We start from the raw sequence: 21,050 nt of genomic DNA on the forward strand, positions 1-21,050 counted from the left end.
GGTAAGATAGACGCCGGAGAAACCGGTTTCAAGTCACGGTTTCAGGCCCGCTTAGGCCGCCCCAGCCCCCCATCGCCACCGTGGACGGCAAGGCGTCCCGGGCCCGGACCGAGGCCGCGAATGGGCCCAGCAGGTGGGCGACGGAATTGGCGTAATAGCTGATCAGCGGCCGCCCCCGGGACAGCACGACGTACCCCTCCCCCTCCCGGGCGATCACGCGGCGCATCCGCAGCATCCGATAGGCCCGGTCGAATACCTCCTCGGTCGAGGATTCGGCCTTGAGCACCCGTGCGTTCAGCTCGCGGAGCACCTCACGAAGCTCGCCCATCCGCTCGAGCAGCCGGTCCTGTCGGACGAAGTCCCCGTCCAGGCTCTGGAGCGCGGCACACGCCAGCGCCACGGGCGTGACCGGGATCAACCCCCCGATTCGTCCCATCATCTCGTCGCAGAAGGCCTGAACGTGGCCCAGCCGCTCCGGCCGCTCGAGGTCGAACGGGTGGATCCCCTGCCCTTCCAGCCGATCGAGCCACGATGAAACAGGTACCGGAACCCCGATGGTCACGGCGGCCCGGCCGTAGCGCTTCCACCGTCGACCGACCAGCCGCCCGAGGTTGAATACGACGTAGCGGGCCACCTCGCCCACCTGTCGCAGCCGCGGGGTTCGGTGTCCGTCGACACGGGACGCGAGTTCGGATAGCAGTGTTCGGTCCTCCAGCACCCGATCGTAGTTGATGCCGACGGGCACCACGTACATGCGTGCGCGGTACGCGGGGTCGCTCGCCACACCGAGGGCGTAGTCGAGCAACCCGATCTTCGCCGGGCGCAACGTGCCGTCGCGCGTGAGGCCACCTTCCGGGAAGATGCCCTGCGTCACGCCGTGCCTCGTGATGTGCTGCACGTACCGCGCGAGCACGGTGTGGTAGAGAGGTTCGCGATACTTCCGTCGGATGAAGTACGAACCAAAGCTCTTGAACAAATATTCGAGGGGGAACGCGCGTGCCCACTCACCCACGGCGTACGAGAGTGACACGTCGCCCAGCAACGCGTAGGCGACGAGGACGTAGTCGGCGTTGGATCGGTGGTTCATCAGGTAGATGACCACCGAGTCGCGAGGCAGGCCGCGGAACGGATCTTCCCGTTCGTAGTCCACCGTCACCTTGTAGAACAGGGTGAGCAGGGCGCGACTGAGGAGGTAGCCGAACTTGTAGTAGGCGAGAATGCTGAAGAACGGGATGATCTCGTCGAGGTAGGTGCGCACACGCCCCCACGCGGCGGCCTCGCTCACACCATGTTCGGCGGCGTGTTCGCGCACGGCGGTCGCGATTTCCTGGTCCCGGAGCAGTGCGGCGACGATGGTGCGCTTTCGCGTCAGTTTGTAGCGATCGAGGCGAGGGCGGAAACGCCTGACCGCGCGGCGCGCTGCACGCTCCACGACCGCGCGCCCGAGCAGCCAGACGGCGAGCAGCACGACGAGGCCCGTGGCGAGAAAGAGCGCGGTTCGCAAGTTTGGCCGAGGCGAGGACGCTGAGGAGCCACCACAGGCCTGGTGCTACCGCACCGCGGCGAGCTCCAGATGCACCAGGCCGTCGTCGTCCGCGCGTGCAACGTACGCCCCGCGGGCCGTGACGGTGAGGATGCGAACACGCTTTGGAAGCACGAGCCGAGCAACCGCCGCACCGCGCGCGTCCAAGATGTCGTACCACGTAGAGTCGCGCCGGGCGGTCACGTGCCGGCGTACCCACGTCTCACCGTTGGCCAGTGCCACGACCGACTGCGGCGGGAATGGCGGCAGCGTTTCGGGCCACTCGAGCGCCTCCGGCGCCGGTCGGCGCAGCAAGGTCGCCAGATACTCTTCGCGTTCCGCGTCTCCGACGGGAATCGACGTCACCGGGATCACCGGTCCGCGCACGACCCTGCCGTCGGCCATCACCTGGTCGAGCCGGTACGGCGCCCGCCGAGCAATCGCGACGCGCCCGCCCGGCGCCACGCCGAACGGCTCTCCGACGGCAAACGGCATGCGGACCACCTCGACCGACTCGATGCGCGTGCCGGTCTGCTTGATGTGGATCTTTGTCTGAGGCGCGGCCAGCGGCGTCACGGGCGTCACGCGCAACGACGCGACGTTGACTCTGACGAGTCGAACCGAGTCCGGCGCCTTCCCCGCAAACGTGCTCCCCTCGAACATGGCTGTGACCGCAACGAGGTTTCCCGCACCGTCACCGCCGCCCGCCTGGGCCAGCGGGACGCCTTCGGGCGCCGTCACCGTCGCCGGCAGCGATCCGTCGGGCGCCACCACCAGCAGCCGACGGTTGCCGGCGTCCACGAGCCAGGTGGTGTCCCCGCGGGCGGGCAGCAGCGCGGTTGCTCGACGGAACTCGCCCGGACCGCTCCCGACACTGCCTAACGACTTCTGCGTCCCGCGCTCGAGGTCGACGAGGTGCAACGCCTGCTCCTTTGCGTCGTACACGAGGATCCGGCCGTCGGACAGCACGCGCGCCGCCGAGATGTCGGAATACGCGGCCGCGGCCTCACGCGAAGCGCCGAGTCGACGCTCGCGGACCTGCGCGCCTGCCGGTGTCGCGGCGAACAGCGCGAGCGCGGCCAGACAGACGATCGAAGGATCTCGCATGCGGCAACCATGCGGCGCATGGACATCTTGTCAACCCGAGGCCCGCAACGGAAACCCGGCCGCCTCCCCACCGGAGTGCCCGAGGCGCGGTCCCAGAAAATCTGGGCGTGATCAGCGCCTCGACCTTCGCGCGTGGGAGCAGCGGCCAGAGAGAGGGGCACGGTGTTCAACCAGCGCTCGATGGAGCCGGCATCTTCGCGTTCGTGGTCGCCAGGCTCGCCACCTGGCTCATCGATAACTCACCGAACTCCCGGAATCGCGCCCACCTGACCGCAAGGGCATCGGTGCCAGTCTGGTTTTGGGAGTGAACGCAGGCTCGCGATCCGACTCAACCCTAGGGCCGTGGGTCACATGACGACGCGAAGGTCCAGCGACTCCACAAACGCAAACACGAGAGCCCGGGTGGGACTCTCGTGTCGTGCACTCGGCCTGTGCCTGACCTACATGTCGTCGTTGCCGCCGAACGAGTAGGTCGAATCGGAGAACGACGTCGAGAAGATGCTGGGAACCGGCTCCGCCGTCCCCGGCAGCTCTTCTGGCTGCGGCATCTCGGTGCCCTCGATCGCCACCGTGCTGTACCGGAACTGGCCGGTCCCGGCGGGGATGAGGTGGCCGATGATGATGTTCTCCTTGAGCCCCATGAGGTCGTCCCGTGCGCCGCGAATGGCGGCGTCGGTGAGCACCCGCGTGGTCTCCTGGAACGAGGCCGCGGAGATGAACGACTGGGTGGTGAGGCTCGCCTTGGTGATCCCCAGCAGCAGCGGTTCGGCCGTGGCAGCCTTGAGCTTCTTCTTCTTGGCCTTGTCGTTGACGTCGCGGAAGTTCTGCTTGTCGGCGTGTTCGCCCTCGAGGAACTCGGTGTCACCGGGCTCCACGATGCGGACCTTCTGCAGCATCTGCTTGACGATCACGCCGATGTGCTTGTCGTTGATCTTCACGCCCTGCAGGCGGTAGACCTCCTGCACTTCGTTGAGCAGGTACTCCTGCACCGCACGCGGACCCTTGATGCGAAGAATGTCGTGCGGGTTGACGGGGCCCTCGGTGAGGCGGTCACCGGCGCGCACGCGATCACCCTCGTGCACGCGAAGGTGCTTGCCGGCCGGCACTTCATAGAGCTGCGGATCGGCGGTCTCATCGACCACCCACTGGCCCGCGTCGACGCGCGCCTGCGTGACGAACACCTCGCGCTTGCCGCGCTTGATGTCGCCAAAGCGGACGATGCCATCGATCTCGGAGATGGTGGCCGGATCCTTCGGGCGCCGTGCCTCGAAGAGTTCGGCCACGCGCGGGAGACCGCCCGTGATGTCGCGCGTCTTGTAGGCTTCGCGCGAAATCTTGGCGATCGTCTCGCCGGCGTGGATCTCCTGGCCGTCTTCCGCCAGCAGCACCGCGCCGATCGGCATGACGAAGTCGCGGACCTTCTTTTCCTTGCCACCCTTGGTCTGCCAGATCTCGATGTGCGGGTGGAGCTTCTTTTCCCGGTCCTCGAGGATCACCCGCTGACGCAGGCCGGTGAGCTCGTCGAGTTCCTCGGAGACCGAGTCGCCCTCGACGATCTCGACGAACTTGAGGGTGCCCTCGATGTCGGCGATGATGGGGTTGGTATACGGGTCCCAGGTGAAGATGACCTGGTCCTTCTTGACCTCGTCGCCGTCCTTGACGAACAGGGTGGCGCCGAGCGGTACGGCCAGGCGTGCGCCGATCGCCGCGTTCGGGTCGGACGACGTGCGAATGGTGAGTTCGCCCTCGTACGACGTGACGATGCGCTGGCCCTCGGGGTTGGTGACTTCAACCAATCGATCGCCAAACTCGATGGTGCCGGCCACCTTGGACTTGCGGGCGGTCTGCTCGGCGATACGCGCCGCGGTGCCGCCGATGTGGAACGTGCGGAGCGTGAGCTGCGTGCCCGGTTCGCCGATGGACTGCGCCGCGATGATGCCGACGGCCTCGCCCAGGTCGACCATGGCCATGGTGGCCAGGTTGCGGCCGTAGCACATGCGGCACAGCCCGCGCTTGGCCTCGCAGGTGAGCACGGTGCGGATGCGCACCGTCTCGATGCCGGCCTCCTCGATGCGGATCGAGGTGGCCTCGTCGATCATCTGTCCGGCCTCGGCGAGGAGCACCTGCCGACCGGCCTCGTCTCGCTCGTGCGGATCGTACACGTCCTCGGCGGCCACATTGCCGACGATGCGCTCGGAGAGCGCCTCGATCACGTCTTCGCCTTCCTTCAGCGCGCCGATGTCGAGGCCGAGGATGGTACCGCAGTCCTCTTCGGAAATGGTGACATCCTGCGCCACGTCCACGAGACGACGCGTGAGGTAGCCGGCATCGGCCGTCTTGAGCGCCGTATCGGCCAGACCCTTTCGCGCGCCGTGCGTCGAGATGAAGTACTCAAGCACGGACAGCCCTTCCCGGAAGTTGGACTTGATCGGACTTTCGATGATTTCGCCGATGCCGCCGGTAAGCTTCTTCTGCGGCTTGGCCATCAGGCCGCGCATCCCGGCGAGCTGTCGAATCTGGTCACGGCTTCCACGCGATCCCGAGTCGAACATCATGAACACGGGGTTGAATCCGCGGTTCGACTCACGCATCGCCTTGACCATCGCATCGGCCACGTCGGAGTTCGCGTGGGTCCAGGTGTCGATGACCTTGTTGTAGCGCTCGCCGTTCGTGATGTTGCCGGTCGCGTAGGCGCGCTGGAAGCGCTCGACGCGCTCCTCCGCTTCCTGCAGCAGCGACTCCTTCTCGCCCGGGATGTGGAGGTCCTCGATGCCGATCGAGACGCCGCCGCGGGTGGCGTAGAAGAACCCGAAATCCTTGAGGCGATCGAGGAACTCGACGGTGCGCGAGAGTCCGCACGCGCGGAACGTCTCGAACGCGAGTTCACCGAGGGCCTTCTTTTTCATGTCCTTGTTCTGGAACCCGACCTCGGGTGGCACGATCGCATTGAACAGCACGCGACCCGCGGTCGTGATCCGCCAGGAGGACTCACCATTTTCGGTGACGAGGTACCGGATGGCGGAGTGGTACGAGGGAAGGCGCCGTGTGGCGAGCGCCATCTCGACCTCGGCCGGGCTCGTGAACGTCTTGAGCGCCGCCGCGGCCTTGGCGTCCTTGGCGAGCCGGTCGAAGTCGGCCGGCGCCTTGGTGGCGAAGTAGCACCCCAGCACGATGTCCTGCGACGGCTCGGCGATCGGCCGGCCGTCGGAGGGCTTGAGGATGTTGTTCGAGGAGATCATCAGGAGGCGGGCCTCCAGCTGGGCCTCGAACGAGAGCGGGACGTGCACCGCCATCTGGTCGCCGTCGAAGTCCGCGTTGAACGCGGCGCAGACCAGCGGATGGATGCGGATGGCCTTGCCTTCCACGAGCACCGGCTCGAACGCCTGAATGCCCAGGCGGTGAAGCGTCGGCGCGCGGTTGAGCAGCACCGGGTGGTCGCGGATGATCTCTTCGAGGATCTCGTAGACCTCGGGGCTCTCGCGTTCGACGATCTTCTTGGCGCGCTTCACCGTCTCCGCAATGCCCTTCTCCACGAGCTTGTGGATGATGAACGGCTTGAAGAGTTCGAGCGCCATGGCCTTGGGCAGGCCGCACTGGTGCAGCTTGAGTTCCGGGCCGACGACGATGACCGAGCGGCCGGAGTAGTCGACGCGCTTGCCGAGCAGGTTCTGACGGAAGCGCCCCTGCTTGCCCTTAAGCATGTCGCTCAGGGACTTGAGCGGTCGCTTGCCGCGGCCACGAATGGCCTTGGAGCGACGGCCGTTGTCGAACAGGGCGTCCACGGCCTCCTGCAGCATGCGCTTCTCGTTCCGGAGGATGACCTCCGGCGCGCGATGCGAAATGAGCTTCTGCAGGCGGTTGTTGCGGTTGATGACGCGCCGGTACAGGTCGTTCAGGTCGGACGTGGCAAAGCGTCCGCCGTCCAGCGGAACCAGCGGGCGGAGGTCGGGGGGAATGACCGGCACCACGTCCAGGATCATCCACTCCGGCTTGTTGCGCGTACCGCCCGCATCACCGGAGGTCCGGAACGCGTCGACGATCTTGAGGCGCTTGAGCATCTGCTTCTTGCGATGCTGCGACGTCTCGACGGCCACCTGCTTGCGCAGCTGCTCGGCCACCTTGTCGACATCGATGCGCTTGAGGAGATCGCGCACGGCCGGCGCGCCGATATCGGCGTGGAACCCCGTATCGCCTTCGGCCTTGGCCTTCTGCTTGAGCTCCAGGTAGCGGTCTTCGTCGAGCAACTCGTTGGTGCGCGCTTCCTGGTTGCCCGGCTCGATGACGACGTAGTTCGAGTAATAGATGACCTTCTCGAGATCACGGAGCGTGAGGTCGAGGAGGTTGCCCATCGGCGACGGCAGGGTCTTGAAGAACCAGATGTGCGCCACCGGCACCGACAACTCGATGTGTCCCATGCGCTCGCGCCGGACCTTGCTCAGCGTCACCTCGACGCCGCAACGATCGCAGATCACGCCGCGGTAGCGGATGCGCTTGTACTTGCCGCAATGGCATTCCCAGTCCTTGACCGGACCGAAGATGCGCTCGCAGAACAGGCCGTCCTTTTCGGGCTTGAACGACCGGTAGTTGATGGTCTCTGGCTTGGTGACCTCGCCCCACGACCACCAGGTGCGCGCGCCCTGCATTTCCTGGCGCTCGCGTTCCTTGGGGTCCTTGGGTCCGCGGATCTCCTCCGGAGAGGCGATGCGGACCTGGATGAAGTCGAACGACGACGCGCGGGTCTCGCGCGCGCTGCGGAAGTCGATCATCGGTTACTCCTCCCCGGAGGCGCCGGGGAGCGCGCCGTTGCCGTTGGCTTCGTTCTTGGAGCCCATCTTCACGTAGATGCCTAACGCCTGCAGTTCCTTCACCAGCACGTTGAAGGACTCCGGTGTGCCGGGGTCCGGCAGGTTCTGGCCCTTCACGATCGCCTCGTACACGCGGCTGCGACCGTTCACGTCGTCCGACTTGACCGTGAGGATCTCCTGCAGCGTGTGCGCGGCGCCGTAGGCCTCGAGGGCCCACACTTCCATTTCGCCGAACCGCTGGCCGCCGAACTGCGCCTTGCCGGCGAGTGGCTGCTGCGTGACGAGTGAATACGGCCCGATGGACCGGGCGTGGATCTTGTCGTCGACGAGGTGCGAGAGCTTGAGCATGTAGATCTCGCCGACGGTCACGGGGAACGCGAAGCGCTCGCCGCTGCGTCCGTCGCGCACTGACATCTTGCCGGCCGGCGTGATGCCCGCGAGGCGCATCAGTTCCACCGCGGCCTTGTCCGTGTCCGCCTCGGACTTGCGGCCGAGCATGGCGGCCAGGGCCGGCAGTTCCAGGTCTTCGAGTACCGCCGCCGACTCACGTGCGGCCAGCTTCTCGATCACCTTGAGCGCCGCCTTGGCCTCGGCGCGTTCAGTGGCCGGGCGCGACTCGTCGTCCGCGACGGACGCATGGTAGGACCGTTGGTTCGCCAGCTCCGTTGCCTCGCGCTCGGCGAGTTCGCGCGCCGCGTTGGCCAGGCAGTCGCGGACGCGCGCGTACACGTCCTTGGTCTCGGCCGAGAGGTTCCGGCCGTGCAGGTCGTTCAGCATCGCGTCGGCCACCAGGTGCACGCGCTCCGCGTCGCTGTTGTCCGGACGCAGGTCGGCAACGATCGCCTTGATGTCACCGTCGGTGATGCTGAGCGGCGCGGTGTGCAGGTTGAGCGTGGCGCGCGCCCAGGTGAGGCCGGCGAGTTTGAGTGCGAGCCCGATCTCCCGTTCGTTTGCCCCCTGGAACACCGGCGTCTTGGCATAGAAGCCCAGGATGCGGGCCGCCCAGCCGAGGTGCGTCTCCAGGATCTGCCCGACGTTCATGCGCGACGGCACGCCCAGCGGGTTCAGCACGATGTCCACGGGCCGACCGTCGGGGAGGAACGGCATGTCCTCTTCGGGCACGATGCGGGCGACGATGCCCTTGTTGCCGTGGCGGCCGGCCATCTTGTCGCCGACGGAGACCTTGCGCTTCTCGGCGAGGTAGACCTTCACGAGCTGGATCACGCCCGGCGGCAACTCATCGGGCTGCAGGATGCGGTCGATGCGTTCCTCGGCGCGCTCCTCGATGCGGGCCTTTTCCTCGTTCGCGGCGTCGATGATCTCGCGGACCTGGTCGTTCACCTTGCGGTTCTCGACACGGAAGGTCTTGAGATCGATCTGCGCAAAGCGCACGTCGCGAAGCACATCGCGCGTGAGCTCGGTGCCGGTGTTGATACCTTCTTCGACGGTACCGGCCTTGAGCGCGAGCGCCACGACCTGGCCTTCGAGCACATGACGAAGTTCGTCGTCGCGGACGTCGTTGACACGAACCTTGTCTTCGCCCTCGAGACGGCGCACTTCACCGATGCGCTCACCGCGGTCTTTCTCCACCACCTGGTCCTCGACGCGCGAGAAAATCTTCACGTCGATGACCACGCCTTCCATGCCCGGCGGCACCTTGAGGGACGAGTCCTTCACGTCCTTCGCCTTTTCGCCGAAGATCGCCGTGAGGAGCTTTTCTTCCGGTGACAGCTCGGTTTCGCCCTTCGGCGTGATCTTGCCGACGAGGATATCACCCGGCTTCACATGGGCGCCGATGCGCACGATGCCGCGCTCGTCGAGGTCGACCAGCGACTCCTCGGCGACGTTCGGAATTTCGCGCGTGATCTCTTCCTGGCCGCGCTTGGTGTCGCGGACGTGGAGTTCGAGTTCCTGGATGTGGATCGACGAATACACGTCGTCCTTCACCAGACGCTCGGAGAGCACGATGGCGTCTTCGAAGTTGTGGCCGTACCACGGCATGAAGGCGACGAGCACGTTCGAACCGAGGGCCAGCTGCCCCTTTTCGGTGGCCGCGCCATCGGCGAGCACGTCGCCCCGCTTGACCCGCTGCCCCAGCCGGACGATCGGGCGCTGGTTGATCGCCGTGTCCTGGTTGGTGCGCAGGTACTTCTTGACCTTGTAGCGATCCTGCTGCGTGAGGCGCGACAGCGGCTGGTCGTCGTCCTTGCGGTTGCGTTCGGCCGGACCGGCGTCGACGATGATCTCGTCGGCGGTGACGCGGGTGACCACACCGGCGCGGCGAGCAAGCACCACGGCGCCCGAATCGCGTGCGACCTTGTCCTCGAGACCCGTGCCGACGAGCGGCGTCTGCGGGTTGAGGAGCGGCACGGCCTGGCGCTGCATGTTCGAGCCCATGAGCGCGCGGTTCGCGTCGTCGTGCTCGAGAAACGGGATGAGCGCGGCGGCGATCGAGACCAACTGCTCGGGCGCTACATCCATGTAGTCGATCCGATCCGGCGGCGTCAGCGGAACGTCGCCGCGCTGGCGGCACAGCACCAGCTCGTCGGCGAAGGTGCCGTCTTCGTTGAGCTTGGCGTTGGCCTGCGCGGTGATCGTCTCTTCTTCGCGGTTGGCGTCGAGCCAGGCGATCTCGCCGGTCACGCGCCCGTTCTTCACGACGCGGTACGGCGTCTCCACGAAGCCGAGGTCGTTCACCCGCGCGAAGCAGGCGAGCGACGTGATGAGGCCGATGTTCGGACCTTCCGGCGTTTCGATCGGGCACATGCGCCCGTACTGCGAGTAGTGCACGTCGCGGACCTCGAACCCGGCGCGCTCGCGCGTCAGGCCGCCCGGACCAAGCGCCGAGAGGCGACGCTTGTGCGTCAGCTCGGCGAGCGGGTTGGTCTGGTCCATGAACTGCGAGAGCTGCGACGACCCGAAGAACGCCTGGATCACCGCGGAGACCGTTCGCGCGTTCACGAGGTCGTCGAGCGAGATCTTCTCGGGATCGGTGTTGATCGACATGCGCTCCTTGACCAGGCGCGCCATGCGTGAGAGGCCCACGGAGAACTGGTTGGCGATCAACTCACCGACCGAGCGAATGCGGCGATTGCCGAGGTGGTCGATGTCGTCGACGTGACCACGGCCTTCGTGCAGCTCGACCAGGTAGCGCAGGATGGCGACGAAGTCCTCCTTGGTGAGGACCGTCATCCCGGCGTCGGTATTGAGGTTGAGACGCTGGTTGATCTTGTAGCGGCCGACGCGTCCGAGGTCGTAGCGCTTGGGCGAGAAGAAGAGCCGGTCGAGGGCCTGCTTGGCGGTCTCGTCGTTCGGCGCGTCACCTGGGCGCAGGAGCATGTAGATGGACCGCAGCGCCTTGCCGGAGCCCGAGTCGGCATCGGTCTCCCACTTGTTCTTGTCGCGTTCCTTCTGCTCGATGTGTTTGGGATCCGTGGGATCCTTGCCGATCGTGTTGCGGATGAGCGCGGACTCTGCACGGCCCGAGGGCACGAACACCGACGCCTTGATGACGTCGGCCTTCCGGAGGCGCTTGATGAGCGTCTCCTTGATCGGCGCCCCGGCGTCGGCGAGCACTTCGCCAGTGGTCGGGTCGACGACGTCGTGCGAGAGCACGCGCGGCACCGCACGCTCGCCGCGTTCGATCGCGTCGAGCTCGTCGCGGAGGTCGACTGTCATATAGGACGAGAAGACCTTGATCGACTTGATGCCCTGGCGGGTCAGCCGGTTGAGCACCTCTTCGGTGAGTTCGTCACCTTCGCGGACCAGGAGGTCGGCCTGGGCACGCTCGGCGGCGGCGCGGGCCTTCTTGGTCTTGAGCTTGGGTGCGTCGGGATCGGCGGCCTCGCCGGCGAGCGTCACGTCTTCGGCGAGGATGGCGCCCAGGACTTCGCGCGTCTCGGCGCGGCCTTCACGCTTGCGCGTAAGGTCGAGGTCGCGGACGCCGAAGAAGAGGCGGAGGATGTCGGAATTGGCTCCGTAGCCGAAGGCACGGAGCAGTGCCGTGGCGGGGAACTTCTTCTTCTTGTCGATGTGGACGTAGATGACGTCGTGAATGTCCACGGTGAACTCGACCCACGACCCGCGGAACGGGATGATGCGCGACGAGATCAGGCGCTGGCCGTTGGGGTGCGTGGACTCCTCGAAGACGACGCCCGGGGAGCGGTGGAGCTGTGAGACGATGACGCGCTCCGCGCCGTTGATGACGAAGGTGCCGAGGTCCGTCAGCAGGGGCAGCTCACCGAGGTAAACCTCCTTCTCGATGATGTTGCGGGGCCGCTTGACGCCGTTCACGTCCTCGTTGATGATGAGGCGGAGCGTGGCCTTGAGCGGCGCCGAGTACGTCATGTCGCGCTCGATGCACTCCTCGACGGAGTACTTCGGCTCGCCTAACGCGTATTTGACGAACTCCAGCGAGAAGTTCTCGTGGACGTCGGCGATGGGGAACAGGTCCTTGAAGACGCGCTCGAGGCCGATGTCCTCGCGATGGTGAGTGGCGGCATCGAGCTGCAGCAGCGACTCGAACGCGCGCGTCTGGATGTCGAGGAGGTGGGGCATCTCCATCCCCTCGTCGTACTTGCCGAAGACGATCTGCTTCAGGAGTTCAGGCATGGTTCACCCGCGCACAGGCGAAAACCCGCTCGTCCCCGCGGCGACGGGCCGCGGAGACGGGGCGAGAAGGAGGGACGGAACGGAGCGGAAATCTCGAATCACAGCGTCGAGGCAGAAGGAAGTGTGAGGGAGGCGCAGTGGCCGGCGGGATGTCGCTCGCGCGACGGGACCGCCGGCCGGCTGCGAACCGCCGTCATCACTTCACTTCGACCACGGCGCCTTCGGCCTCGAGCTTGGCCTTGACCTGGGCGGCTTCTTCCTTGGTAACGCCGGCCTTGATCTCCTTCGGCGCGCCATCGACGAGGTCCTTGGCTTCCTTCAGGCCCAGGCCGGTGAGCTCGCGCACCACCTTGATGACCTGGATCTTCTTGGCGCCCGACTCCTTGAGGATGACGCTGAACTCGGTCTGCTCCTCGACGGCCGGGGCCGCGGCAGCCGCACCGCCGCCACCACCGCCAACCGCGACGGCAATCGTCACGTTGAACTTGGTCTTGAACGCGTCGTTCAACTCGACGAGCTCCATGACGGACATGTTGCCGATGGCTTCGAGGATATCGTCCTTGCTGATCGTGGTGTTAGCCATTGTGGTATGGTCTCCGTGTCGAACCCAGGCGGGCCTGGGATTGTTGTGATCACAATTCCATGGTGGCGGCCGGCGAACCGGCGCACCGCCCGGGTCTAGCCGTTCTCCAACTGTGTCTTGCGAGCGTCGAGGGCGAGCGAGAACATCATCAGCACGCTGTTCAGGCTCCCGGCAAAGAGGCTGAGCGCCTCGTCGCGGGTCGGGAGCGTGGCCAGGCGCTTGACCATCGCCTCATCGATCGGCTTGCCCTCGAAGAGGCCACCCTTGGTGGCCGGCTTCTGGTCGTGCTCCCTGGCGAAGTCGACGAGCACCTTCGCCGCGGTGATCGGATCCTTCGCCACGACGACGCCGGTGGGGCCGCGAAGGCGCGAACCGGTGAGGCCGCTCTCGTTGACCGCCCGCAGCGCGAGGGTGTTCTTGATGACGACGTAGTCGACGCCGGCGCGGCGGAAGCGGCGACGGAGTTCCGTCATGCGCTTCACGTTGAGGCCGGTGAAATCGGTGAAGTACACGGCCTGCGCGCCGCCGATCCTGGCGCGGAGGTCGGATACCAGCTGTTCCTTCTCGGTCTTCTTCATGGCCCGTTACCCGCGGTACAGGGTGGTGTCCACCTTGACGCCGGGGCCCATGGTGCTGGACACCGAGACGTTGCGGACATAGACGCCCTTCGACGCCGCCGGCTTGGACCGGACGATCTGGTCCATGAACGCCGTGAAGTTCTGCTCCAGGGCTTCGACGCCAAACGACACCTTGCCGATGGCGGCGTGCACGTTGCCGGCCTTGTCGACGCGGAACTCGATCTTGCCGGCCTTGGACTCCCGCACGGCCTGACCGACGTTCATGGTGACCGTCCCGGCCTTGGGGTTGGGCATGAGGCCGCGAGGCCCGAGGACGCGGCCGAGCTGGCCGATCTGACCCATCTGGTCCGGCGTCGCGATCATGACGTCGAAGTCGAGCCAGCCCTCCTTGATCTTCGCGAGATACTCGTTGCCAACGAAGTCGGCGCCAGCGTCCTGCGCCTCACGGGCGCGCTCACCGACGGCGATGACCAGCACGCGCACCGTCTTGCCCGTCCCGGCCGGGAGGACGACGGTTCCGCGGACGATCTGGTCGGCATGACGCGGATCGACGCCGAGCCGCACCGCGACTTCAACCGTCTCGTCGAACTTTGCGAAGGCGGCCCCTTTCACGAACTCCAGCGCCTGACGCGGCTGGAAGGCCGCGACCGGGTCACGCTTCTTTGCCGCGGCGTTGAACTTCTTTCCGTGGGTGCGCATCAGTCCTTCACCTCGACGCCCATCGACCTGGCCGCGCCGGCCACCATGGCCATCGCGGATTCGATCGAGTCACAGTTGAGGTCGGGCATCTTCACTTCGGCGATCTTCCTGACCTGCGCACGCGTGAGTGAGCCGACCTTCACGCGGTTGGGCTGACCCGACCCCTTTTCGAGTCCGAGCTCCTTCTTGATCAGGATCGCCGCAGGCGGCGTCTTGAGGATGAAGGTGAACGACTTGTCCGAGTAGATGGTGATCTCGACCGGGAGGATCAGTCCATCCTGGGCCTGCGTGCGGGAGTTGAACTCCTTGCAGAACGCCATGATGTTGATGCCCTGAGGGCCGAGCGCCGTGCCTACCGGAGGGGCCGGATTCGCGCGTCCAGCTGGAATCTGGAGTTTGACGAATCCAGTGACCTTCTTTGCCATGGGCTCCTTCTGTTCGAATGGCGAGACGCACGCCAGGCGTGGGGCGTGTCCAGGGGTGCATCGCGCTCTGGTTCTCCCACGGTCTGATTAACGTCGTCGTGGTTGCCGACGGGTGCGCTCCTCGCCGCTCAGCGGCTGCCCCGCGCAAAGGCCGGTGGCTGCGTGTGCGAGCGCCAGGGCTCGCGATCCTGCGGGACTCCGGCGCGCCGCAGCTCCCCCGCGCGCCGTCCCTCCCTGCCTGTCTGCTCCCGCTCTAGTAGCCCTTGAGCTGGAGGTAATCGAGCTCCACCGACGTCGGGCGACCAAACAGGCTGACCGAAACCCGGACCTTGCCCTTGTCGGTGATCACTTCCTCGACCGTGCCGTTGAAGTCGGTAAACGGTCCCTCGGTGATCGCCACCGCCTGACCGATGAGGAATGGAATCTCCTCGCGCGGCGCCTCGTCTTCCTTTTCGTCGACGATGCCCAGCAGACGGTTCACTTCCTCCTGCCGCAGCGCCATCGGCTCCTTGGTGGGACTAACGAGCCCGTGCTGCACGAACTTGATGACGCCCTGGATGCTGTTGATGACGTGGGACGACTCCTGGTTCCACACCATTTCGACGAGCACGTACCCCGGGTACAGCTTGCGCTCCACCGGAACCTTCTTGCCGTTCTTGATCTCCACCACTTCCTGCGTGGGCACCATGGCCTGCCGGATGAGTCGCTCCTGGGCCGGCCGCGGATCCTGTTCGATCTTCCGAAGGATCAGCGACTTGACCTTGTTCTCATGGCCCGCCGTGGTCTGGATGGCGTACCAGCGGTGCACCTCCACGATCAACCTCCGAACAGCGAGGGGATCCACCGCACGAGCACGGTCTGCAGGACCAGGTCCATCAATCCGATGACCGCGCCGATGAACAGGGAGAGCACGATGACGCCGATCGAGAGCTGGCGCACCTGCGGCCAGTCCGGCCACGTAACGCGCTTCAGCTCAGCCATCACCTCGTTGTAGAACCGGACGAGGCGCTGGACGACGGACGGGCGGGCGACAGCTTCGGTGGCCACGTTACTTCGTTTCCTTGTGGACGACGTGCTTGTTGCAGCGCGGACAGAACTTCTTCCACTCCACGCGCTCCGGATGCGTGCGCTTGTTCTTCGTGGTGAAGTAATTGCGATTCTTGCAGTCGCTGCACGCGAGGATGATCTTGTCGCGGGGCATCTTGGATCCGAGGCACGAGAAACACGAGAACCAACAGGACGGGAAGCGCGGCTTCCCGACGAACCAGAGCTGACGACCGGGATTGAACCGGTGACCTCACCCTTACCAAGGGTGTGCTCTACCAACTGAGCTACGTCAGCGTCACTGCCCTGCACCCTGCCACCACCCGACCCCGCACCTGCACGCCGCCACCAGAGCGGGAGACGGGGCTCGAACCCGCGACATCAAGCTTGGAAGGCTTGCGCTCTACCAACTGAGCTACTCCCGCACATCCCCCTCGACCTAACGACTCGATGGTGGGGGAAGGATTCGAACCTTCGAAGGCATAAGCCGGCAGATTTACAGTCTGCTCCCGTTGGCCACTTGGGTACCCCACCTGCTTGCCCTCGCGACTCGCCGCCGCAGCACCGACGCCTTGCCATTCGACAGAGCTGACGGCGAGAATCGAACTCGCAACCTGCTGATTACAAATCAGCTGCTCTGCCAATTGAGCTACGTCAGCGCTCAGGCCCGTTCTTCGCGAGCTTGGAATGCTAGCCGGTGCGGAAATGCGTGTCAAGCAATTGGGAATCCTCAGCTTAGAGCCCGGTCAATCGCGCCGCAGTCGCCCGACTGAATCGGAAGCGGCGGCCTCCGTCGCCCGACCCTGAGCAGCTGCGGCGCTGCATCGGGAGCCGCAGCCTCGGGTGCCCGCCCCCTGAGCAGTCGCGGCCAGCTCAATCGGGAGCCGCGGCCTCCGATGACCCACCCCCTGAGCGGCGCTCGCCACCGGGGTCGGGGGCCGACCCCTAGCGCCAGCGCTCGAGCTGCGTCCCCGTCGCGGTGTCCTTCACCACGAACCCGCGGAGCTCCACCTCGCCACGGATCGCGTCGGATCGCGCAAAATCGCGCTCCCGTCGTGCCTCGAGGCGCTCCCGAACCCGCCCGACTGCCCACCGGAGCGCCTCCTGCTCCGCCTCGTCGCTGTCGCTCAGGGTAGTGGGGTCCGGCTCGATGGACGCCGGGCCAACAACCAGCCGGACGACCCGAGGCTGGAGGTCGAGCACCGAGTCCATCAGATCGAAAACCCGGCGACCCTCGGACAGCGCCGCCGTATCCGCTCCATTCCGGTCGAGCTCGGCATTCGCCTTCTGGATGAACCCGAACAGGGCTGCAACCGCCTCGGGCGCGTTCAGGTCGTCTGCGAGCGCGGCCCGGAACTCGGCCTCGGCCTCCCTCGCCACGGCGCCAAGGTCCGGGGTCGCTCCCCGCATCTGCGCCAGTCGATGGGCGAACTCCCCGATTCGGCGGACCGCCTCCAGTGACCCCTCGAGCCCCTCACCGGAGAGGTTCATCTGCTTCCGGTAGTGCGTCGAGTACACGAAATGCCTGAGGGCCGCGGCAGAAATCCCGCGCTCGCGGAGATCCTTGACCGTCGTGATGTTGCCCAGGCGCTTTGACATTTTCGTCCCGTCGATTTGCAGAAACTCCCCGTGGCACCAGAAACGGCTGAACGGCTGTCCCGTCGCCGCTTCGCTCTGTGCGATCTCGTCCTCATGATGCGGAAATACGAGGTCGATCCCGCCACCATGGATGTCGAGGGTTTCGCCGAGGTACTTCATGGCCATCGCCGAGCATTCGAGGTGCCAGCCCGGGCGCCCGCGGCCAAAGGGAGCATCCCAGGCAGCCCCCGTCGTCTCATCCTCCTCCTTTGCCCGCTTCCAGAGCGCAAAGTCCTGCGCGTGCTCCTTCGTGTAGTCGTCCTGCGCGACGCGGGCGCCGCTCTTCACCTCACGCGCGTCGAGGCGGGAGAGCTTTCCGTAGCCCGGGAACCGCGCGATGCTGAAGTAGACCGAACCGTCCTCCGCGAGATACGCGACGCCTTTGGCGAGCAGGGTCTCGACGAGGGCGATCATTTCCGGGATGTGCGTCGTGGCCTTGGGATACTCCTCCGCATCCTCGATGCGCAGGTAGCGTCGATCCTGATGGAAGATGGCGGTGATCGGCTCAGTGACCTCGAGGATCGACTTGCCGGTGGCCTTCGCCCGCTTGATGATCTTGTCGTCGACGTCGGTCAGGTTCTGGACCTGGACGACCTTCCACCCCTGGAGCCGCAGGGTGCGGCGCATCAGATCGTTGAAGAGGAAGGTCCGGAAGTTCCCGACGTGCGCCGGGTCGTACACCGTCGGGCCGCAGGTGTACATGCGCACGGTTTCACCGTCGGCGGGCGCAAAGGGTTCGACCGAGCGGGAGAGCGTGTTGTACAGGCGGAAGGTCATGACGGCAAGATAGCCGTGCCGTCAAAGGCGGCGCGATTCGCCGGTGACCGGTCTGGCGGCGCCGCAGGGAGTGCCGGAGCTTGCTGTTCTTCCGGTTTCAGGCAGCCGTGAGCGACGCAACGACGATCCAGTTCCTGGGCTACGCCATCGACTTCTCCACGCCATGGCTCGCCGTGGCCTGGGCGCTGGGGATCGGGTTTGCCCTGGCGGTGATTCCGATGGGGGCGGCCGAGTTGGTGGCCTTCGCCGCCGGCGCGCTCAGGCCTGCAGGCATCATCGGCCCCGTGGTGGTGTCGTTCACCTGCGGGCACGTCGCCGGCAAGTTGGTCTGGTTCTGGCTGGGTACGCAGGAGGCGCGCGTGCGACGGCCGCATGTCCGTCGGGTGATCGATGATGCGAAGGCGATTACCGCGCGGCACCCGGCGATCGGGGCCGCCGTGCTGGCGACGTCCGCCGTGGCGGGCCTGCCACCCTTCCACCTCACGACGGTGGCCGCGGGCATCGCGCGCTATCCGCTCGTGCCGTTCGTTGCCATCACGTTCACGGGACGACTCGTGCGCTTTGGCCTGATCGCACTCATTCCCGGCACGTTCGTGTTCGACTGAGTGAGTCATGCGCGCGCTTCGCCCGACCATCAATTGCGTGCATGCTGAGTGTCGCGGCTCCCAGGGCACGCAACGGAAGGTGCACGTGGTTGATGCTGCCGAGTCCCTCGCGGTACCGTGACGCCGGAGCCTGACTGTTGACGGGATCCTGCGGCCTCCACCGCGTAATCGATGCTCAGTGGTACCCGCCCGGCGTCGCCCTCAGGCGGAGCGCGTGGTGGGCTCCACGAAACGCAGCACGTCGATGGGCGGATCCGACGTGACGATGACGCCGCGATCAGCCGATGGAACGCGAAGCACGAGCACGCGATCCTGCCCCGGGCGCAGCAGGCTTTGCCCCTCGTAGATGCGATTGACGAGGATGCGCCTGACGAGGACGATACCGGTCGCCAGGAGCGGCACCGCCACCGGGAGGCCGGCGGGCCCGAGCATCCGCCCGACGATGAGCACCGCCATGATGCTGAGCACCGGCGGGATCTCCACCTGCTTCTGCGTGATGAGCGGCACGACGAGGTTGGCCTCGACGATGTGGATCACGAAGCCGAGTACCATCACGAAGACGGCGTGCGCTCCGGGACTCAGGCCAAAGACGCCTTCGCCGCCAAGAACGAACAACGCCGGGATCGTGGACGACACGAGGGTGCCGAAGAACGGGATGATGGCCACGGCGCCGGTGAAGACGCCGAAGGTGAGCCAATAGGGAACCTCGAGCAGGTAGAGCCCAATGGCGGTGAGGATCGCGAGGATGGTCATCGCGAGGAGCTGCCCGACCAGCCATGAGCGGAGGGTCGTGCCGATGTCTCCGAGGACATCGCGCACGAGATCGCGCCGCACCGGCGGAAACAGCGCGATGAGCCACTCGCGATAGGTGCCGGGGTAGAGGGCGAGGAAGATCCCCATCACGAGAATCGAGACCAGATTGACGACGGCGTGGCCGAGCCCAACGACGCGTGGCAGCACCTGCCCGAGTGCGGCTTCGGTCTGTTGGACGAGCGTCCCGACGAGCTTCCCCGATTCTTCCGCGTAGACCTGTCGCAGGGCGGGGTACTTCTCGAGCACGCGCTCGAGCCAGCCCTGCCAGGCATCGCGGTAGCGCGGGAGGTTGGCCACGAGGGCCTGCGTCTGCTCGACGACGGGCGGCACGAGCAGGAAAACGAGGCCGATGACGGCCCCGATGGTGCCAAGGAATCCGACAAAGAACGCGACGGACGCCGGGAGGCGCGTCCGTCGCGTGATGGCCTCGCTCAGCGCGCCGAGGTAGAGCGAAAAGAGGATCGCGACAAACAGCAGGAGGAAGATGTCTGCCGTGCGGCCGAGCAGCCACAGGAGCAGGACGGTCGCGACCGTCGCGGCGAGCGCGGGCGCGAACCGCTGGCGCGGCAGGGTCGCGAACGTATCGCTCACGCCCCGCTAGGCCTTTTCGTCGTGTGCGTCCTCGATCTCGGCGTGCACGTCCTCGACCGGTGCGCTGCCGGCGTTGAGCTGGCGCTTCTCGGCCGGGGCGCCGCTCGGCAGGAGACCCATTTTCTGCTTGAGCGCAAGGAGTTGTGCGTCGGCGCTGGCGGCGCCGGCCGTGCGCTCGAGCTGCTTGAAGTCGTGCTGCAGTCGGTCGCCCGAGAACTCCTGGTCGATCTCGTTCGACGCCTTCAGCATGCGCTCGTTCTGCTCGATCTTCTCCTCCATCCGCGCGAACGCTTCGAACGCGGACTTCTCGGAGAGGCCGGACATGGTCTCCTGGATGCGCTGCTGCGCCTGCGCCCGACGCTGACGCGCGAGGAGCAGGTTCTTCTTGCGCTTGGCCTCCTCGATCTTGTCGTTGAGGTCGTGCAGCGCCGTCTTGAGCTTTTCGGTTTCGAGCTGGTGCGACTGCCAGGTGGTCTCGAGCTGCTGGTAGTGCGCAATGTGTTCGCTCTGCCTGACGAGCGCCTGCTTGGCGAGATCGTCGCGGCCCTGCTGGATCGCGAGCATGGCCTTCTGCTCCCAGTCCTGGGCCTGCTTGTGCTCGTTGTCGGCCTGGTCGCGCAGGCGCTTCTCGTCGGCAATGGCGGCGGCCACCTGCTGCTTGGCCTTCACCAGCTGGTCACGCATGTCGACGATGATCTGATTCAGCATCTTCTCCGGGTTCTCGGCGGAGGAGATGAGGTCGTTGATGTTCGACTTGACGAGTGAGGCGAGTCGATCGAAGATGCCCATGAGCCTATGCGTCCTCGCGGTACGTCGTGAGCTCGCGCAGGTGTGTCGCGAGTGCGAGCGTGATGCTTTCGTAGCTGGAGAGGAACTCCTCGTAGTCGAGGTGCGCGAGTTCCAGCGCCTCGGTGAGCACGATCGACCCGTCGCTGATGCCGTAGGAGCCGTGCACGAGGTCGCTCGCGTTGAGCTCGAGCAGGCGCTGGTTGAGCTTCGCGCCCTTCCCGTTGGTCGACGGGACGTTCATGACCTTCACGCGCAACACGAGCACGGGCGGGTTGTAGTGGATCACGATGTCCACGTCGAGCGCGCCGCCAGGATGCACGATGTACGTGTTCTCGCCGGCTTCGAAGTAACTCGCGCCGTGGCTCGAGAGGCGGTCCAGAAAGGACTCGAGGTCGTCTTTGGTTACCATGAGAATCCTGCGTCGGGGCCTGGCCTTCCTACGCATGCCGGAGGGCCATGGTTT

General features: G+C 66.0%; 16 protein-coding genes and 4 tRNA genes. 1 reads left to right on the forward strand and 19 read right to left on the reverse strand.

From position 1 onward, the window contains the following. Nucleotides 1-28 precede the first annotated feature (28 nt). From IT361_14380 to IT361_14455, 16 genes are all read right to left on the reverse strand, one after another. Complete coding sequence (locus IT361_14380; GenBank protein ID MCC6318865.1) at nucleotides 29-1,504, reverse strand: 1-acyl-sn-glycerol-3-phosphate acyltransferase; 1,476 nt, start codon at nucleotides 1,502-1,504, stop codon at nucleotides 29-31. A 45-nt stretch (nucleotides 1,505-1,549) separates the two neighbouring features. Continuing rightward, nucleotides 1,550-2,629 carry a hypothetical protein gene (locus IT361_14385; GenBank protein ID MCC6318866.1) on the reverse strand — a complete coding sequence of 360 codons (1,080 nt, stop codon included), beginning with the start codon at nucleotides 2,627-2,629 and terminating at the stop codon, nucleotides 1,550-1,552. A 440-nt stretch (nucleotides 2,630-3,069) separates the two neighbouring features. Then, complete coding sequence (gene rpoC, locus IT361_14390; protein ID MCC6318867.1) at nucleotides 3,070-7,395, reverse strand: DNA-directed RNA polymerase subunit beta'; 4,326 nt, start codon at nucleotides 7,393-7,395, stop codon at nucleotides 3,070-3,072. A gap of 3 nt (nucleotides 7,396-7,398) precedes the next feature. Next, entirely contained in the window at nucleotides 7,399-12,045 is a 4,647-nt protein-coding gene (gene rpoB / locus IT361_14395) for a DNA-directed RNA polymerase subunit beta (protein MCC6318868.1), read from the reverse strand. Nucleotides 12,046-12,241: 196 nt separating this feature from the next. Beyond that, nucleotides 12,242-12,613 (reverse strand): 50S ribosomal protein L7/L12, encoded by a 372-nt coding sequence (gene rplL, locus IT361_14400; protein ID MCC6318869.1) that lies wholly within the window; start codon nucleotides 12,611-12,613, stop codon nucleotides 12,242-12,244. Between the two features lie 110 nt (nucleotides 12,614-12,723). Further along, entirely contained in the window at nucleotides 12,724-13,206 is a 483-nt protein-coding gene (locus IT361_14405) for a 50S ribosomal protein L10 (protein ID MCC6318870.1), read from the reverse strand. Between the two features lie 6 nt (nucleotides 13,207-13,212). Next, complete coding sequence (locus tag IT361_14410) at nucleotides 13,213-13,905, reverse strand: 50S ribosomal protein L1 (GenBank protein ID MCC6318871.1); 693 nt, start codon at nucleotides 13,903-13,905, stop codon at nucleotides 13,213-13,215. After that, nucleotides 13,905-14,330, reverse strand: a complete 426-nt coding sequence (gene rplK / locus IT361_14415; protein MCC6318872.1) for a 50S ribosomal protein L11 — start codon at nucleotides 14,328-14,330, stop codon at nucleotides 13,905-13,907. Before rplK ends, IT361_14410 begins: the two co-directional genes overlap by 1 nt. A gap of 253 nt (nucleotides 14,331-14,583) precedes the next feature. Beyond that, nucleotides 14,584-15,144, reverse strand: a complete 561-nt coding sequence (gene nusG, locus IT361_14420; GenBank protein MCC6318873.1) for a transcription termination/antitermination factor NusG — start codon at nucleotides 15,142-15,144, stop codon at nucleotides 14,584-14,586. Nucleotides 15,145-15,146: 2 nt separating this feature from the next. Beyond that, on the reverse strand, nucleotides 15,147-15,377 hold the full coding sequence (secE, locus tag IT361_14425; GenBank protein ID MCC6318874.1) for a preprotein translocase subunit SecE: 231 nt from the start codon (nucleotides 15,375-15,377) through the stop codon (nucleotides 15,147-15,149). 1 nt (nucleotide 15,378) lies between these two features. Next, nucleotides 15,379-15,531 carry a 50S ribosomal protein L33 gene (rpmG, locus tag IT361_14430; GenBank protein MCC6318875.1) on the reverse strand — a complete coding sequence of 51 codons (153 nt, stop codon included), beginning with the start codon at nucleotides 15,529-15,531 and terminating at the stop codon, nucleotides 15,379-15,381. 67 nt (nucleotides 15,532-15,598) lie between these two features. Beyond that, a tRNA-Thr gene (locus IT361_14435) sits at nucleotides 15,599-15,671 on the reverse strand. Between the two features lie 55 nt (nucleotides 15,672-15,726). Next, nucleotides 15,727-15,799 (reverse strand) — tRNA-Gly (locus tag IT361_14440). A gap of 26 nt (nucleotides 15,800-15,825) precedes the next feature. Further along, nucleotides 15,826-15,908, reverse strand: a tRNA-Tyr gene (locus tag IT361_14445). A 52-nt stretch (nucleotides 15,909-15,960) separates the two neighbouring features. Beyond that, nucleotides 15,961-16,033, reverse strand: a tRNA-Thr gene (locus IT361_14450). Between the two features lie 286 nt (nucleotides 16,034-16,319). Further along, nucleotides 16,320-17,789, reverse strand: coding sequence for a cysteine--tRNA ligase (locus tag IT361_14455; protein MCC6318876.1), 1,470 nt, complete (start codon nucleotides 17,787-17,789; stop codon nucleotides 16,320-16,322). 107 nt (nucleotides 17,790-17,896) lie between these two features. Here IT361_14455 and IT361_14460 point away from each other — a divergent pair, with 107 nt between their 5' ends. Then, nucleotides 17,897-18,394 (forward strand): hypothetical protein, encoded by a 498-nt coding sequence (locus IT361_14460; GenBank protein ID MCC6318877.1) that lies wholly within the window; start codon nucleotides 17,897-17,899, stop codon nucleotides 18,392-18,394. 201 nt (nucleotides 18,395-18,595) lie between these two features. On the opposite strand, the gene IT361_14465 is transcribed toward IT361_14460, so the two are convergent. The 3 genes from IT361_14465 to IT361_14475 are packed head-to-tail and all read right to left on the reverse strand — an operon-like array spanning nucleotide 18,596 to nucleotide 20,996. Further along, nucleotides 18,596-19,798 carry an AI-2E family transporter gene (locus tag IT361_14465; protein ID MCC6318878.1) on the reverse strand — a complete coding sequence of 401 codons (1,203 nt, stop codon included), beginning with the start codon at nucleotides 19,796-19,798 and terminating at the stop codon, nucleotides 18,596-18,598. 6 nt (nucleotides 19,799-19,804) lie between these two features. Then, nucleotides 19,805-20,587, reverse strand: coding sequence for a PspA/IM30 family protein (locus IT361_14470; protein MCC6318879.1), 783 nt, complete (start codon nucleotides 20,585-20,587; stop codon nucleotides 19,805-19,807). 4 nt (nucleotides 20,588-20,591) lie between these two features. Continuing rightward, complete coding sequence (locus IT361_14475) at nucleotides 20,592-20,996, reverse strand: hypothetical protein (GenBank protein ID MCC6318880.1); 405 nt, start codon at nucleotides 20,994-20,996, stop codon at nucleotides 20,592-20,594. Nucleotides 20,997-21,050: the final 54 nt, after the last annotated feature.

The sequence above is a fragment of the Gemmatimonadaceae bacterium genome, assembly GCA_020846935.1.
Taxonomy (GTDB): Bacteria; Gemmatimonadota; Gemmatimonadetes; order Gemmatimonadales; family Gemmatimonadaceae; genus RBC101.

What these genes read in the sequence shown, in the direction of transcription:
- IT361_14385 (MCC6318866.1), bottom strand. Translation starts at nt 2,629, where the DNA reads ATGCGAGATCCTTCGATCGTCTGTCTGGCCGCGCTCGCGCTGTTCGCC.
- rpoC (MCC6318867.1), bottom strand. Translation starts at nt 7,395, where the DNA reads ATGATCGACTTCCGCAGCGCGCGCGAGACCCGCGCGTCGTCGTTCGAC.
- rpoB (MCC6318868.1), bottom strand. Translation starts at nt 12,045, where the DNA reads ATGCCTGAACTCCTGAAGCAGATCGTCTTCGGCAAGTACGACGAGGGG.
- IT361_14405 (MCC6318870.1), bottom strand. Translation starts at nt 13,206, where the DNA reads ATGAAGAAGACCGAGAAGGAACAGCTGGTATCCGACCTCCGCGCCAGG.
- IT361_14410 (MCC6318871.1), bottom strand. Translation starts at nt 13,905, where the DNA reads ATGCGCACCCACGGAAAGAAGTTCAACGCCGCGGCAAAGAAGCGTGAC.
- rplK (MCC6318872.1), bottom strand. Translation starts at nt 14,330, where the DNA reads ATGGCAAAGAAGGTCACTGGATTCGTCAAACTCCAGATTCCAGCTGGA.
- rpmG (MCC6318875.1), bottom strand. Translation starts at nt 15,531, where the DNA reads ATGCCCCGCGACAAGATCATCCTCGCGTGCAGCGACTGCAAGAATCGC.
- IT361_14455 (MCC6318876.1), bottom strand. Translation starts at nt 17,789, where the DNA reads ATGACCTTCCGCCTGTACAACACGCTCTCCCGCTCGGTCGAACCCTTT.
- IT361_14470 (MCC6318879.1), bottom strand. Translation starts at nt 20,587, where the DNA reads ATGGGCATCTTCGATCGACTCGCCTCACTCGTCAAGTCGAACATCAAC.
- IT361_14475 (MCC6318880.1), bottom strand. Translation starts at nt 20,996, where the DNA reads ATGGTAACCAAAGACGACCTCGAGTCCTTTCTGGACCGCCTCTCGAGC.